At 40.8% G+C, this 14,637-nt stretch carries 12 protein-coding genes; 3 read left to right on the top strand and 9 right to left on the bottom strand.

Annotated features, from left to right (window positions below):
* Nucleotides 1-27: 27 nt before the first annotated feature.
* The 8 genes from MKL51_RS20275 to MKL51_RS20310 all read right to left on the bottom strand — a co-directional run bounded on the left by MKL51_RS20275 (nt 28) and on the right by MKL51_RS20310 (nt 9,678).
* Complete coding sequence (locus MKL51_RS20275; RefSeq protein WP_002120498.1) at nt 28-1,779, bottom strand: tannase/feruloyl esterase family alpha/beta hydrolase; 1,752 nt, start codon at nt 1,777-1,779, stop codon at nt 28-30.
* A 33-nt stretch (nt 1,780-1,812) separates the two neighbouring features.
* Nucleotides 1,813-2,202 (bottom strand): PaaI family thioesterase, encoded by a 390-nt coding sequence (locus MKL51_RS20280; protein WP_002120534.1) that lies wholly within the window; start codon nt 2,200-2,202, stop codon nt 1,813-1,815.
* 40 nt (nt 2,203-2,242) lie between these two features.
* Nucleotides 2,243-2,779, bottom strand: coding sequence for a DUF3237 domain-containing protein (locus MKL51_RS20285; protein ID WP_002120536.1), 537 nt, complete (start codon nt 2,777-2,779; stop codon nt 2,243-2,245).
* Nucleotides 2,780-2,836: 57 nt separating this feature from the next.
* Nucleotides 2,837-4,087: an OprD family porin gene (locus MKL51_RS20290; protein WP_005802839.1), complete on the bottom strand. Its 1,251-nt coding sequence runs from the start codon at nt 4,085-4,087 to the stop codon at nt 2,837-2,839.
* Between the two features lie 81 nt (nt 4,088-4,168).
* Complete coding sequence (locus tag MKL51_RS20295; RefSeq protein WP_002120514.1) at nt 4,169-5,308, bottom strand: acyl-CoA dehydrogenase family protein; 1,140 nt, start codon at nt 5,306-5,308, stop codon at nt 4,169-4,171.
* A gap of 73 nt (nt 5,309-5,381) precedes the next feature.
* Nucleotides 5,382-7,268 (bottom strand): feruloyl-CoA synthase, encoded by a 1,887-nt coding sequence (locus MKL51_RS20300; protein WP_170825831.1) that lies wholly within the window; start codon nt 7,266-7,268, stop codon nt 5,382-5,384.
* Nucleotides 7,269-7,349: 81 nt separating this feature from the next.
* Nucleotides 7,350-8,801 carry an aldehyde dehydrogenase gene (locus MKL51_RS20305; protein WP_002120481.1) on the bottom strand — a complete coding sequence of 484 codons (1,452 nt, stop codon included), beginning with the start codon at nt 8,799-8,801 and terminating at the stop codon, nt 7,350-7,352.
* Between the two features lie 37 nt (nt 8,802-8,838).
* Nucleotides 8,839-9,678, bottom strand: coding sequence for a p-hydroxycinnamoyl CoA hydratase/lyase (locus MKL51_RS20310; RefSeq protein WP_170825830.1), 840 nt, complete (start codon nt 9,676-9,678; stop codon nt 8,839-8,841).
* Between the two features lie 249 nt (nt 9,679-9,927).
* On the opposite strand from MKL51_RS20310, the gene mhpT reads away from it, so the two are divergent.
* Both mhpT and MKL51_RS20320 read left to right on the top strand, forming a co-directional pair.
* Nucleotides 9,928-11,160, top strand: a complete 1,233-nt coding sequence (mhpT, locus tag MKL51_RS20315; RefSeq protein ID WP_002120512.1) for a 3-(3-hydroxy-phenyl)propionate transporter MhpT — start codon at nt 9,928-9,930, stop codon at nt 11,158-11,160.
* A 69-nt stretch (nt 11,161-11,229) separates the two neighbouring features.
* Nucleotides 11,230-11,688, top strand: a complete 459-nt coding sequence (locus MKL51_RS20320; protein ID WP_002120484.1) for a MarR family winged helix-turn-helix transcriptional regulator — start codon at nt 11,230-11,232, stop codon at nt 11,686-11,688.
* A gap of 95 nt (nt 11,689-11,783) precedes the next feature.
* Here MKL51_RS20320 and MKL51_RS20325 read toward each other — a convergent pair whose 3' ends face one another.
* Nucleotides 11,784-13,355 carry a carboxypeptidase regulatory-like domain protein gene (locus MKL51_RS20325; protein WP_002120570.1) on the bottom strand — a complete coding sequence of 524 codons (1,572 nt, stop codon included), beginning with the start codon at nt 13,353-13,355 and terminating at the stop codon, nt 11,784-11,786.
* A 344-nt stretch (nt 13,356-13,699) separates the two neighbouring features.
* Here MKL51_RS20325 and MKL51_RS20330 point away from each other — a divergent pair.
* Nucleotides 13,700-14,637, top strand: a 938-nt coding sequence (locus MKL51_RS20330; protein WP_079396101.1) for an IS30-like element ISAba125 family transposase, incomplete at its 3' end; no start/stop codon positions are given.

Raw genomic sequence — 14,637 nt, forward strand, 5'->3', positions numbered from 1 at the left:
TAAGCTCTCTTTTTATCTTATTGGATGTTATTTACAGCTAAAGTTTTCAGCTTTTTCGCTATCACCTTGACCATTGTAACGGGCGATCAGTGGGTAAGGGCAAAGTGGACGGGTGCGGTCTGGCGCCCAGTCTTGTGGAAGCTCAGTATTGATTTGACCACTTGGGTTACCTGCGCCGCGTGCGGTTGCAATGATTTTGTCAGGTGCTTGTCCATATTCCACCCAGTTAACTAAAGCAGTCAATGCATCAAACTGGTCGGTCGCAATACCATCACGGGTATGGTTCATACCCGGAACTCTAAAGAAACGCGCAAATTCAGGCGCTGTACCTTTCGCATCATTTTTATAGTGTTGTAGCAGTTGATCGTACCAATTTTGGGTGTCATCTACAGAGAAAACGCCATCTGCTGTGCCTTGTACCACAATCATTTTTCCACCGTGATTACGGAGTTTATCTAGATTAAGTTCATCAGGTGGCATCATGAAAGACATCGAACTTTCAGTATAAACATCATTGGTTGCCGAGAGTTTTGGATAGTCGGTATCGAAGTTAAAATTAAAGGCAAATTGTCTAGAATTTTGAGTCACAGTTGGGTCTGGTGGAACCTGAAAAAGAATTCCAACTGCAACGGGGTCACGTGCTGTTCCCACAGAAGATTCAAATTTCCAGCTTGCCCAGTTACTACCGACTAAACCGGGGTCGAAAGGTTGGGTTGCATAGAGGGCTTGTCCAGCAGAGTTTACAGGACCACGGTAAATGTTGGCTAATACATCAATTTGTTCGGTGCTTAAACAAGTCCCATCTCTTGTGCTTGAGCAAACGGGTACATGCTTATGAATATCAAAAGCTGTACGGCAAGCTTCGACATCTTGAACCAGCCCATCTGCAACACCGTCTAAGGCATCGCATCGATCTAAAATAGCTTTTGCTAATACTTTGCGCTCTGGAAGAGTTAGAGCAGTACTTAGGTCATTTTCATCTGTTGCGACACGACGAAGCTGTTGTGCTGTGTAGAGTTGAGCCGCGGCTGCACGAGGTAAGTGAAAACCCGGTGTGCTTGCCAAAATTCCATCATATTGATCGCCCAAACGGGTTGCGGCAATCATGGCATGACGTCCGCCGTTCGATGTGCCGCCTGCATAGGAGCGGTCTGGCAATTTACCATATGCGGCTTTAATTAGGTTTTTTGCCATAGGCGTGAGTTTGGTAATCGCACCGTAGCCGTAGTTAATTCTGGCTTGAGGGTCTAAACCGAACATTGGATTTTGTGAGGCATTATGTCCAGCATCGGAAGAAATGACCGCAAAACCATCATGCAGGGCATTGGTCAGCGGGCCACCACTGCCGACCTGACCTGTTGCAGGGACTAAATTACCATCGGTTCCGCCATTGCCTTGATAGAGGAAACGACCATTCCAGTCTATTGGTAAGCGCATTTCAAAACCAATTTGATAAGTTTGTCCATCGATCGGGCTTACACGTTGGTCCATATAACCTTTGATCAAACAATGAGCGCCAATCGGTTTGTTGGCGACAGTCAAGGTGCCTGCTTCTTGAAGGGTAGCTGAGCTAATGACTGTATTGTTGTATTGAAATCCGAATAAGTCCGTACAGCTTCCTGTCATTTTTACGCCCACAGCAGGAGACAACTGCGGTGGTTTGGTTGTTGAGGGAATCGTTGTGTCATCATTATCACTTCCACAGCCTGCCAAAGAACCAAGCATGGCAAGCACTAAAGCGGAGTGGGTTAAAATTCGTTTATTTTTGGTGTAATTCATTTATTCATATCCTTATTGAATGCATGGTTGTAATTAATCTAAAACCAGAAAATTAGCTGTGCTCCGTGCAATCATTTTGTTGTTTTGCCAAGCTTCACTTTCGAGATTTAGTACAGTTTTACCTTGTTTAATGAATCGGCATTTTGTAATGACTTCACCTACAGCACAGGGCTTTAAAAAATCCATTGTTAAGTTGATGGTGGTAGCGGGTTTATGGTTATTGGCGAGATATGCAAAAAGTCCCATCACGTCGTCAAGCATGGCGCAGATCATGCCGCCTTCAACGGTGCCGCGTGGATTGGTAAAGCTTTCTAGGGCTGTGTAGTGGATATTAAGTTCAGTGTTTTGATCATTCCAATGAATATTATGTCCGCCCAAATGGTGATGGATGGGCGGTAAGTGTTCTAAAGTTTTTTGATCCATAATGAGGGCTCCATCCTTTTTGTAGGTGTTATAAAAATTATTATTTCAAGGTGTAGGCATCATAAATAACAGCTTTACCCAAACGCATTGCACTACCTACCGCAACGGTCTGGTTAAGCCATGAATATTTAGGTGAGCTGGTTTCAAACTGCATGGTAATTTTGAAATAGTAATTTTTCGGGTCGACATCTTTGCCTTGGGCAAGCTGTTTTAGTGTTTCTGCCGAGCCATGTCGGTAACCTTTGGTTTGAAGGTAAATAAGCGCACCATCATTGGTTTCTAATAGATATCGCGTATCAATAATGGCTAGCCCTTTACTGTCGACAATTTGCCAATCTGCGCCATTATTTAAAATGCGGCCCTTAAGTGATTTCCCTTCAAATGTCCCACCTGTAATGGGAATAATTCGGCGTTTACCTGCGTCACTGGTTGTGCCTAATTCCCAAACAGGCGCATTTAAATCAACACTGAATTTTGCTAAAGGTTCAAGCTGAATAGGTGGCGGGCTATATTGTGTTTCGGCATGAGTCAGGCTAATGAGACAAATTCCGCAGAGTAGCGTTACAACTTTCTTCATGATGAATTTCCCGAAATAAAAAGAGGTTCTATGTGTGACAGAACCTCTCGTTTTGAATTATTTAAATTTCCATGTGTAGTCAATGTTGATACGGGTTTCATTTACAGGTTTGATGTTGGCTGTAGAGAGCATGTTGTTGTCATAAATGGCGTAGCGCGCACGTAGCCCTAGATTTTTTAACCAGCCACTTTGAACGGTGTAGCCTAAATCAAAGTCGGTTTCGCGTTCTTTTAAATTGGTGCCACCTAAGTTAGGTGCATAAATATTGTGGCCTGTGGTGTAACGAGTCATGAAACGTAAACCCGGCACATAATCTTTAAAGTCATATTCATAGCGGAAGCTATAGGCTTTTTCTCTTGGGTTTAAAAACTCACCCGGCCATGTGTCAATGAGAAGCCCAGTTTCACCTCCAGTCAAATACGGAAAGGCGGTGTCGCCGTGATGCTGGAAAGTTCCAAAAATAAATTTATGGTTTTGATGTTTGAGTTCGAAATGCGCATGATAGAGGTCATTATCGACTAAGCCTGCTTTTGCTTGCCCGTCATCTCGGCTGCGGTAGTAACGTAATTGTGAGCTAAAGTTAGTGGTGTCATTAATTTTGTGTTGATGTAAAGCACCGACCATGGTTTGGTTATAAAGATCATCAACATCCATGTAGAAAGCGGTGAGTTTGAGTGCAGGATTAAACTGATAGTTTCCACCTAAATAATAGAGTCCATCCGTTTCAGCACTTTTAAAGCGTCCATTTACGCCTGAAATTTTAATTTTCTCATAGTTGGTCGAATCACGATGATTCACTTTATCGAGGTAGGCCGCTTGTAAGTCGAAGTCTTTAATATCTTTACTGGTGAGTGAAATTCCTCGATAGGTTTGAGGAAGTAAACGAGCAGGTGAAGCCACTAAAACTGGGTTCATCGGCATTAGCGTACCAATGCGTAGTTCAGTCTGACTCATTTTGGCTTTTGCTGTGACCCCAATTTCGCCATAAGAGTCAGCAGGTTCATTGGTACGCGTGTCTCTAGGTAAGTTTCCTGTACCGCCATGCTCTGCGTCGGCATCGAGTTTAAAACCCGCCGTCGCAAGTACATCCAGCCCAAAACCGACAGTCCCTTCGGTATAACCTGAATTGGCTTTAAGAATAAACCCTTGTGTCCAGTCCTTAGCAGCAGGGTAAGCAGATTGCTCTTGATAGTCGCGGTCAAAATAGAAATTTCGCGTGGTGAGTTCTACTGAGCTGTTGTCAATAAAATTGCCAGCCCACACTGAACCAGAGAGCATAAGGGTAGAGTACATCCATAATTTCGACATAGCATTTCTTCCTGAAATAACATTTTTTTGTTTTAAACAAGGCATAGTTGTTGTGTCTGCCTTGTTTGGTTTTAAATCGAATTATTTTCCGAGCAGTTCTCGGGCCACGATTTCTTTCATAATTTCATTGGTTCCCCCATAAATTTTTTGTACCCGCGCATCGACAAAAAAGCGTGAAATCGGGTATTCCTGCATGTAACCGTAGCCACCAAAAAGCTGAAGTAATTGATCAATCACTTCACATTGGACATCGGTAATAAAGCACTTCAGTGCGGCAACTTGAGTGACGCTTAACTGGTGTTGTTGATACAGCGCTGCACATTGGTCTACAAAAGCTTGAGCGGCTTTGGCTTTGATTTGAGCGTTTGCGAGTACAAAGCGCGTGTTTTGCATTTGGCTTAAAGGTTGTCCGAAAGCTTTACGTTCTAGTACATAGTCTTTGGTGATTTCGATGGCGCCTAAAATTGACCCCAAAGCCATCATGGAAATACTCAAACGTTCACGAGGTAACTCTTGCATTAAATAAGCAAAGCCTTGTCCTTCTTCACCCAAACGCTGAGTTGCAGGCACACAAACATCATCAAAAAATAGTTCGGCTGTATCTTGGGCATGCAGCCCGATTTTTTGTAAAGAGCGACCTTTTTTAACGCCGTCTAAAGCAGCATCAACTAATAATATTGAAATGCCTTTTGCTTTAGCTTGAGGGTCAGTTTTTGCAACCAGAACAATCAGGTCGGCATGCAAACCATTTGAAATAAACGTTTTTGAACCATTCACGCGGTAGTGGTCATTTTCTAAAATGGCTTGAGTGCGTATAGCCTGTAAGTCTGAACCAGCATTGGCCTCTGTCATAGCAATTGCAGTGACGACTTCACCTGTCACCATTTTCGGTAGCCAATAATGTTTTTGCTCTTCGGAACCGATATTTTGTAGATAAGGAGAAACCAGCTCACTTTGCCCACCAATGGCAACTGCCAAAGATGCAAAGCCCGCTTGAGCAGTTTCTTGAACCAGCATGAGCGAGTAATGAACTGGAGCGCCATAACCGCCATATTCCTCAGGCACATCAACACACAAAAAACCATTTTCCCCAAGACGAAGCCATAGATCACGTGGGATAAGACCATCGTGTTCCCATTGTTCGTAGTAGGGAGCAACCTGTTCTTTTAAGAACCTGCGATAGCTATCCCGAAATAGTTCAAATTCTGTATCATGTGGCATGTTGAACCTTTTTTGGCAAAAGTGAGGCTAAGGCCCAAACCGAAGTTTGAGCTTCCTTTTTTATTTCAATTGCTTATTGTTTTAAGGTGGGCACCCGAATAATCAGCGGGTTATCAGTCTGCTTTTGATAAAGCTCATCAATTAAAGCGGCACGACGTTTCGTAATACTGCTTTGATTGAGGTTGCCTTTATCGGTCACTTCGCCGGCATCGAGTTGAGGTGGCTCGGTCATTAAATAAAGCATGGAGACTGTATTTGAACTGCCAGTCGCATCTTTATTAAAGGTCGTTAAAAATTGGCGGAACCATTGTTGGACTTTAGGATGCTGTAATATCTCTGCTGCAGAATGTTCACCCAGCTTAAGACCTGCATATTGAGCACAAGCATCTAGTTTTGGAAAAATCAAAAAGCCAACCGCATTTAGGTTTGAACCTGTAATGCAGACATCTTGAATCAGTAAATTACCTTGAATCAGCACTTTGTTGCGTAATGTGCCCACATTCACAAAAGTACCCGTATTGAGTTTAAAGTCTTCGGCAATTCGTCCGTCGTACATTAGGCCTTTAGTTGGATCATTGACATCGACTAAACGAACAGCATCGCCCGTATGGAAAAAGCCTTCATCATCAAACACAGTGCTTTGCTGGTCTGCCTTTAAACGCCAATAGCCTTTCATGACATGTTTGCCACGAACGCAAAACTCAAGTTTGTCACCACATGGCACTAGCTTAATTTCGCATCCCGGAGCAGGGTAACCAATAAAACCAGCCATTACGCGTGGGCCAGTTGTAAAAGCACAAGAGGGAGCAGTTTCGGTCATGCCCAATCCGCTCATAATGCGGATTTTTTCTCCGCAATGTTGCTGGGCAATTTTATCGAGTCTGTTCCAGCCCGCTTCTGAAAGTGCAGCACCTGCAAAGAATAGAATTTTAACTTTGGCAAAAAAGCGATCTCTTAATTCTTCATCTTTTTCTAACGCTTCGGTGAGTTCTTCCCAACCTTTTGGCACATTTAAATAAACAGTTGGAGAAATTTCTTTGAGGTTACGAATGGTTTCGTCAAATTTTCCTGCAACGGGTTTGCCATCATCAATGTAAATCGTACCGCCGTTATAGAGTGCGATGCCGACATTATGACTGCCGCCAAATGTGTGGTGCCAAGATAGCCAGTCGAGTAGGACAGGCGGTGTTTCTTCAAACTCAGGGAAAGTTTGTAATAACATTTGCTGATTAACACACAACATTAAATGCGTGGTCGGCACAGCTTTAGGCAATTTGGTTGAACCTGACGTAAATAAGAATTTGGCAATCTGGTTTTCATCAAGGGTTTGGTAAAACTCTTGAACATTTGAAACTGGTGTATCTAATAGCGACTGAAAAGATGTGCAAATTTGATCGCCCACTATTCCTTTATTGGTCACCACTTCAATGTCAGGTGTAATACATGCTTGAATGGCTTTGGCAAAGGCTTGTCCATCGCTGGCATAGACCATACCAGGTGTGAGCACTTCAAACACATGTTTGAGTTTGCCAAAGTCTTGAGAAATCAGAGAGTAGGCAGGTGAAATAGCCGAAAAAGGCACACCTGCCAGCATAGCACCCATAGAGAGTGTTAAATGTTCGAGATCATTGCCACTTAAAATAACGAGTGGTCGTTCTTGGCTTAAATTACGGTTATGTAAGGCTTGAGCAATGTGCCATGCACGTTGTAAAACTTCTGCATAACTCAGTTTGACCCATTCGCCTTGAGCATTGCGTTTTGCTGCAAAAATATGGTCTGGTTTGGTTTGTGCAAAATGAATTAACCGATCTGTCAGTTTTTGTGGATACGGTTTTAATTGCTCTTTTGGGCTGATATAGAGCGTGTCATCTTTGTGGTGATAATGAATATCATGTTGCCCTAATTTTACGAACCGTTCGCGGTCTTGTGATTGAGTGGCATTCATTTGCATTTCTTTCACTCCATGGAAAGCGCATCACTGCGCTTTATTTTTTGCATCATGCAATTTTTATTTAATATGTTATTGTCCGCATTAGCCTGACTAAATCGGGTAATGACGTGATTGGGTTTGAATGGTAATCCAGCGTAGTTCGGTAAATTCGGCAACAGAGACTTTACTACCAAAACGACCGTAACCACTCGATTTTGTTCCGCCAAATGGCATTTGCGCTTCGTCATGTACGGTTGCGCCGTTAATATGACAAATACCCGAATCAATCTGTTGAGCGACTTCTAATGCCTGCGAAATATTTTGGCTAAACACTGCCGAAGAAAGACCGAACTCGCTGTCATTTGCCAGTGCTACGCCTTCTTCAATGCTTGAAAAGCGTTGAACTGTGCATACAGGTCCAAATGATTCTTCGCGGTAAAGCAGCATGTCAGGTTTAATATTGAGTACTAGCGTCGGTTGCATGGTGGTGTCTTCAATATGAATGCCTAAAGGTAAGTCAGCACCTTTGTTTTGAGCATCTTCCAGCAAATGCTGAATACGGTTTGCAGCACGTCGACTTTCTAAAACACCGAGTACATTGTCTTTTGAGGTTGGATTACCTGCCCGAATAGAACGGGTTTTCTCAATCAACTTTTCAATAAATTGATCGGCAATATTGTCTTGAACCAAAACACGTTCGGTCGACATACAAATTTGCCCCTGATTAAAGAATGCTCCAAAAGCAACTGCATTTACGGCTTCATTAATGTCAGCTTCATTTAAAACCACGACAGGCGCCTTACCACCCAATTCAAGTAAAACAGGTTTTAAAAATTTGGCAGCAGTCTCAGCAATAATTTTGCCGACCTTAGTTGAACCGGTAAAATTAATGCGTTTCACAGCTGGATGAGACACTAAGCGCTCCACGATTTGTGGTGCATCTTCGGCGGCATGCGTAATCACATTCACGACACCTTCACCCAGACCCGCTTCATGTAACACTTCACCAATTAAACGATGTGTTGCTGGGCAGGCTTCCGATGCTTTTAACACAACCGTGTTACCACAAGCCAAAGGCATAGCAAGCGCACGCGTTGCCAAGATGACAGGTGCATTCCAAGGTGCAATTCCTACAATCACACCGCAAGGAACTCGTACACCCATCGCAAGATTGCCTGGCACATCTGATGGAATCAGACTTCCGTCAATTTGTGTAGTCATGGCTGCTGCTTCACGTAACATGTTGGCAGCAAGGTGAACGTTAAACCCATACCATGTTGCAGTTGAACCTGTTTCTTGCATTCCAGTTTGAATGAATTGCTCGGTTTTTTGGTCCATTAAATCGGCTGCTTTTAATAAACGTAAGCGACGTTCGGTAGGCGAGAGTTTCGACCATACTTTAAAAGCTTGTTGTGCCGATTCGATTGCACGGTCAACATCTTCCAGTGTTGCAGCAGCAGCTTTACTGGCTACTGATCCATCAATTGGGCTAATACGCTCAAAAGTTGCCTGATTTGATGCATCAACAGATCGACCGTGAATAAGTAACTGTACATTTTGCATGGGTTGCGTCCTTACATTGCCATTAAAGTATCAAAAGTTAACCAGTACGTTTATAACTCTGTAAACCCGGTTTAATTGATTTTTCATCTAAGAATTGTTTCAAACCTTCTTGGCGGCCATTTTCTGTATCGCGGTGGATACATTGATCAAGTTTGGCATATAAGTAGTCTTCGTTTTGGTCCCATGTCAGTTCACGGCAACGCTTAAAGCCATTTTTTGCGGTACGAAGAACTACTGGATTTTTCTCAAGTAGGCAATTTGCAAGTTCAGTCACTTCTGCTTTTAATTGGGCAAGCGGTACGCTTTTATTCACAAGGCCCATGGTTTCAGCTTCTTTACCACTAAAGGTTTTACCCGTCATGATGTAGTACAAAGATGCACGGTGACCTACGGTATCTGCCATTGCTTTGCTTACAAGGTTACCCGGTGGGATCCCCCAGTTAATTTCAGATAAACCGAAAGTTGCTTCATCTGCTGCAATTGCTAGGTCACAAGCCACTAAAGGTGAGAAACCGCCTCCAAAGCACCAGCCGTTGACCATAGCAATGGTTGGTTTTGAATACATACGAAGAAGTTGCCACTGCCAGCGACAAGAGTCACGGCGAATACGTTCTTGGAAAATTTCAGGTTGAGTGTCGACTTCACGGAAATATTCCTTCAAATCCATACCCGCTGTCCAAGAGTCACCAGCACCCGTCAAAACTAAAACACGCGCATCTTGATCAAGCTCAAGAGTTTCGAGCACATCAATCATTTCGCGATTGAGTGTTGGGCTCATGGCATTTTTCTTTTCAGGGCGGTTTAGGGTGACCCATGCAATTCCTTCTTCAACTTTAACATCTACTGTTTCCCAGCGGTTTTCATAACTCATCTTCATACTCCTTGAATGATTTTTTTGCTGTTCTGGGATTTAATCTAATATCAGTTAAACTTACATTCAAGTCTTTTTTATAAAATTTCATAAATATTTTTTAATTCATTGTATTTTAAGTGTTAATTATTTTCTATATTAATTTAATATAAAAATATGTTGATTTTTTAGTAAGTTTAACTGATATTTTTGGTGTGTTTAAACAACAATACACAAAGGGCTAAATGGAACGACTAGACAATAAAGGACAACACAATGGAAAAAATATCAGGACAGCCTTCAAGGGCAAAAATCACGTTGCTACTGTGCTTTGCCATAGCAATTTTTGAAGGGTTTGATCTTCAATCAATGGGGGTAGCCGCTCCACGAATGCGGGCTGAGTTTATGTTAGACAATGCCCAGATGGCGTGGGCGTTTAGTGCTGCAATTTTAGGGACGTTACCAGGTGCGATATTAGGTGGTCGGTTTGCTGATATTGTCGGGCGTAAGAAAATTCTGATTTTTAGTATTTTACTTTTTGGAATTATGTCTTTGCTAACGGCTTATGCTGCTAATTTCAGTTTGCTATTACTCATTCGTTTTTGTACAGGTTTAGGAATGGGTGGGGCACTTCCGATGATGATTACACTTGCCTCTGAAGCTGTACCTGACCAGCACAAAGGCACCGCAGTGAGCATTATGTATAGCGGCATTCCTTTTGGTGGATTACTCACTTCTGTGGTTGCGATGTCGTTGGCAGGCGATGCAGAGTGGCGTCATATTTTTTATATTGGTGGGATTGCACCTATTTTACTAATCCCACTGATTATGCGCTTTTTACCAGAGTCAAATGACTACCTGCAACGTAAAGTTCAAGCACAGCAAACCACGCCATTCTTTGAAGTTTTATTTGCCAAAGAGCGTCGTATGTCGACCATTCAGCTTTGGATAAGTTTTTTCTGCACATTGGTGGTGTTGTACTTCTTGTTAAACTGGCTGCCGTTGCTGATGGGCGCGCAAGGCCTATCAAAACTACAGGCAAACTATGTACAGATGGGCTACAACGTTGGCGGAATTTTAGGTTCAATCCTCATGGGTGTATTGCTTGATAAATTACGCATGAGCTTTGTGATTAAGCTGATTTATCTCGGCATTTTATTCTCACTGTGCTGTTTAGCAATTTCTCCGACAGTGGCTTTACTTGCACTTTCGGCAGTGGGTTGTGGCCTATTCATTGTGGGAGGGCAATCAGCGCTGTATGGTCTGGCTGCCATGTATTATCCAACCGAAATGCGTGGAACAGGTGTAGGTTCAGCGGTTGCGATCGGGCGTATTGGTTCTTTTGCAGGGCCTTTAATGGCTGGTTTTTTACTCTCGCTTGGACAAAGCTCGACCATCGTGATTGGTTCAAGTATTCCTGTGATTTTAATTGCAGCGATCTCTGCATTACTTCTTGTCAAAAAACCTAAACAGCCTGTACATTTAGTACAAAGCTCAGGTGCTCGCTAAGTTTTAACGAAAGTATGGGGTAGATCCTCGTACTTTCACTACAGATTTTCTTATGATGATTGAAAGGTTATGGTACGTTCGAATTTAGTTCCAAAAAAAGTAGAAGATGAGCCTAAGTTAAGTTACATGATTGCTCGTGTTGACCGAATTATTAGTAAACATTTAACAGAACATTTAAAAGAGCTTGAAATTACCTTGCCGCAATTTACTGCACTTTCTGTTTTAGCTTCAAAAAGTAATTTATCCAATGCCAAGCTTGCTGAGCGCTCTTTCATTAAGCCGCAATCAGCCAACAAAATTTTGCAAGATTTACTGGTCAATGGCTGGATTGAGAAAAAACCAGACCCAACACATGGCCGCCGTATTCTAATTACGCTGACCGACAGTGGTATTGATAAGCTAAATAAATGTAATGAAGTGGTTTTAAAAGTTGAAGAAAAAATGCTTGAAGGCATTGATATTAACTTGGCTTATTTAATTCGTAATAATCTCGATATTATGGTCAATAATCTTAAGAATTTTAAATAATTTAGATTAAGATTTTCTAAAATTAGTAAATTATAGTAATAATTTAAGGAACAGCGATCTAAAGATTATTTAAATCGCTGTATATAATACTAAATTTATTTAGAGCAATATTTTATTGCAGATGGAGAGACTGTTGGTTCTGAATTTAGCCATTGTTTTGTTGGGGTCACTGTAATATCACAATTTTCAGCAACTTTAATTTTAAATGCGCTCCAATAGAAGCTTTCTCCAGTATTTGAAGTAGGGGTAAAAATTTGAGTACCTTTCATTGTATTTAATTCAACTTTTATTGGTGAGCCAAAAATACCGGGATTCGATGTGCCTGAATAGTTGTGAACAAAATAATGGTAATCACCTACCATCAATTTACTTAATGTGATCACTTCAGGGCCATAGCTGGTCGTATCATCAACATCTAAATTTATAAAAGGATGTTGCAGTAATGCTCCTTGGGCACTGTATGAAACATGACTGCCATCCGGGGCTAGCATATGCGAGTCAATATCATCGGGGTTTTGGCCCCAAGTCAACCTAACCGTAATATTTTGGCTTGGCTCTGTTAAAACTAAGCAATCATTTAAAGTGCTATTTGATGCTAATACAGTATGTTCAACGGTATTACTGCGTAAACTATTTGCTTGACCATTAATTAATACAATAGAGTCTTGTTTTGCTGCGGCTGAGAACTCACCATTATTGTTGGTATTGGTAATGGTGTAGCCAGAGTAGTCTTTACCCTCAAGCAAAATTTGAGCATTAGCAATTCGTTTTCCACTTGAATCTGCTAAGCAGCCAGCAACATTTGTTGTCTGATAAGGAATATCTGCATTTACAACATTTAATGTACTTGAGTTACCTGTGTAGAAACGATTTCCGTTATTATCCATCTGTAAGGTGAGTGTTTGGTTACCATCCTGAAGCCAATAACCACGAGTAGGGTCAAAATAATAAAGTGGAATGGTAGCAGGGGCAATTCCTCTCGCCATTAAAGGAATACGAATATTAGCCAATTGGTTAGCTATCAGTTCAACTTTTGCACCAGTGCTATCTCTCAAATCAACAACCATGGCTCCAAAACTTTCTAACGGCGCTCTTGTATTGTTCACTTGGGTTGCTAGGTCGCCTGGCATATTGCGCACTTCTTGTGCAGTGTTAATGAGGGCAAAACTCACATTTACATTACCTTGAATAGGCTGTCCATCTACACGTTTTAGACTATTTGGAGCAATAATAACTTGAGCTGTACTGTTTGCTAAGTTTACCGTTCCACCAGTGATGGCAGAAACAGACCCTCCTAAATTTAAAGGTATGAGTTGAACAATAATACCTGAGAGTTCTTGCTTATCCACTAAATCGACAGTAACAAATTGATCTGCATAACCAGTTTTACTAATTTTAATGACAGATCGACCAACAGCAATTTTTTGTAGTTGTGCTTTACCTTCTATATCAGTATTTAATGATACTGTTTTATTTACTATGCTAACTTGAGCATTATTAATTTGACTACCTGTAGTATTATCAAACACTTGTAAGGCAACACTTGCGGAAGGAGTCGTAACAGGTGAAGTTTCATTTGGATCATTATCGCTATCATTACAAGCCATTAAGCCCATACTTAATGCAATAATTAGTGGTAATTTTTTAAAAAATAATAAATTTCTCATTGATAAATCTCTAATCTGATAAGTATAAATAATTTTTAAAATTATCGTTTTAAAGCTGTGTTATTAATTTTAAAACGAGAATGAAGTCATCCTTTTTAATGAGTGATTTGAAAGTAAATATTTAATAAAAAGTAATTAAATACCTATCATCTAAAATAAATGAGTTTAAAATATATTATAAATTTATTTTTTATTAAAGAGGTTGTTGTGAAGATTTATTATAGAATAATCTTTAAATTATTCTTAATAATCAATATTTTTATTTATATTATTTAATGAATTTATGACTAGGCAGAGTAAAACTTGAAGTGCGACATAAACCACCTAATTAATTTAAAGGGTTTATGGAGTATATAAAATTGTCATACCATCATCTTAACTTTGAAGATCGTACTGCATTAATGCTTGAGTCAAGAAAAGAAGGCTTTTCAGCCAGAAAATTTGCTGAACTCATTAAAAGACATCCTAGTACGATCTATCGTGAGCTTAAAAGAAATAGCATCAATGACGTTTATCAAGCTCGATATGCTTCTGATAACACCTTCGCTAGACGTAGACGTGGTCACAGAAAACTCAAAATCGATTCAATCCTCTGGAAATTTATTGTTGAAGCGATCCGTTGTTTATGGTCTCCTCAGCAAATAGCAAAGCGTTTAAAGACATTTCCTGATTTGGATCAAACAATGAATGTAAGCCATACAACGATTTATTCAACGATACGAGCATTACCCAAGGGTGAGTTGAAAAAAGACTTATTATCCTGTCTGCGTCATGAAAATAAAAAGCGAAAAGCTAACGGTGAACCTAAAAAAGATTCTATATTACAGGATATTAAAACTATTCATGAGCGCCCAGCCGAAGTTCAAGAAAGAAAAATACCGGGTCATTGGGAAGCTGATTTAATTAAAGGTAAAGACAATAAAAGTTCGATAGCAACACTTATTGAACGAAATACACGGCTCTGTATCTTGGCAACATTACCTGATGCAAAGGCAGAATCAGTGCGCAAGGCTTTAACTGAAGCTCTGAAATATTTACCTGCAGAACTGCGTAAAACGTTGACCTATGACCGTGGACGCGAGATGTCAGAACATAAAATACTCGAAGAAGATTTAGGCATAGATGTATATTTCTGTGACCCACATTCACCTTGGCAAAAAGGCACATGCGAAAATATGAATGGTTTAATTAGGCAATATTTACCTAAAGGGATTGATTTAAATCAGGCAGATCAGCATTATTTAAATCAAGTTGCCATGTCACTGAATACTCGTCCTAGAAA

This window comes from Acinetobacter sp. AOR18_HL (assembly GCF_027855145.1).
Classification (GTDB): domain Bacteria; phylum Pseudomonadota; class Gammaproteobacteria; order Pseudomonadales; family Moraxellaceae; genus Acinetobacter; species Acinetobacter pittii.

Bases quoted from the DNA above. Each gene is read 5' to 3' on its own strand.
- mhpT (WP_002120512.1), top strand. From the start codon at position 9,928: ATGGAAAAAATATCAGGACAGCCTTCAAGGGCAAAAATCACGTTGCTA.
- MKL51_RS20320 (WP_002120484.1), top strand. From the start codon at position 11,230: ATGGTACGTTCGAATTTAGTTCCAAAAAAAGTAGAAGATGAGCCTAAG.
- MKL51_RS20285 (WP_002120536.1), bottom strand. From the start codon at position 2,779: ATGAAGAAAGTTGTAACGCTACTCTGCGGAATTTGTCTCATTAGCCTG.
- MKL51_RS20325 (WP_002120570.1), bottom strand. From the start codon at position 13,355: ATGAGAAATTTATTATTTTTTAAAAAATTACCACTAATTATTGCATTA.
- MKL51_RS20280 (WP_002120534.1), bottom strand. From the start codon at position 2,202: ATGGATCAAAAAACTTTAGAACACTTACCGCCCATCCATCACCATTTG.
- MKL51_RS20310 (WP_170825830.1), bottom strand. From the start codon at position 9,678: ATGAAGATGAGTTATGAAAACCGCTGGGAAACAGTAGATGTTAAAGTT.
- MKL51_RS20305 (WP_002120481.1), bottom strand. From the start codon at position 8,801: ATGCAAAATGTACAGTTACTTATTCACGGTCGATCTGTTGATGCATCA.
- MKL51_RS20295 (WP_002120514.1), bottom strand. From the start codon at position 5,308: ATGCCACATGATACAGAATTTGAACTATTTCGGGATAGCTATCGCAGG.
- MKL51_RS20275 (WP_002120498.1), bottom strand. From the start codon at position 1,779: ATGAATTACACCAAAAATAAACGAATTTTAACCCACTCCGCTTTAGTG.
- MKL51_RS20290 (WP_005802839.1), bottom strand. From the start codon at position 4,087: ATGTCGAAATTATGGATGTACTCTACCCTTATGCTCTCTGGTTCAGTG.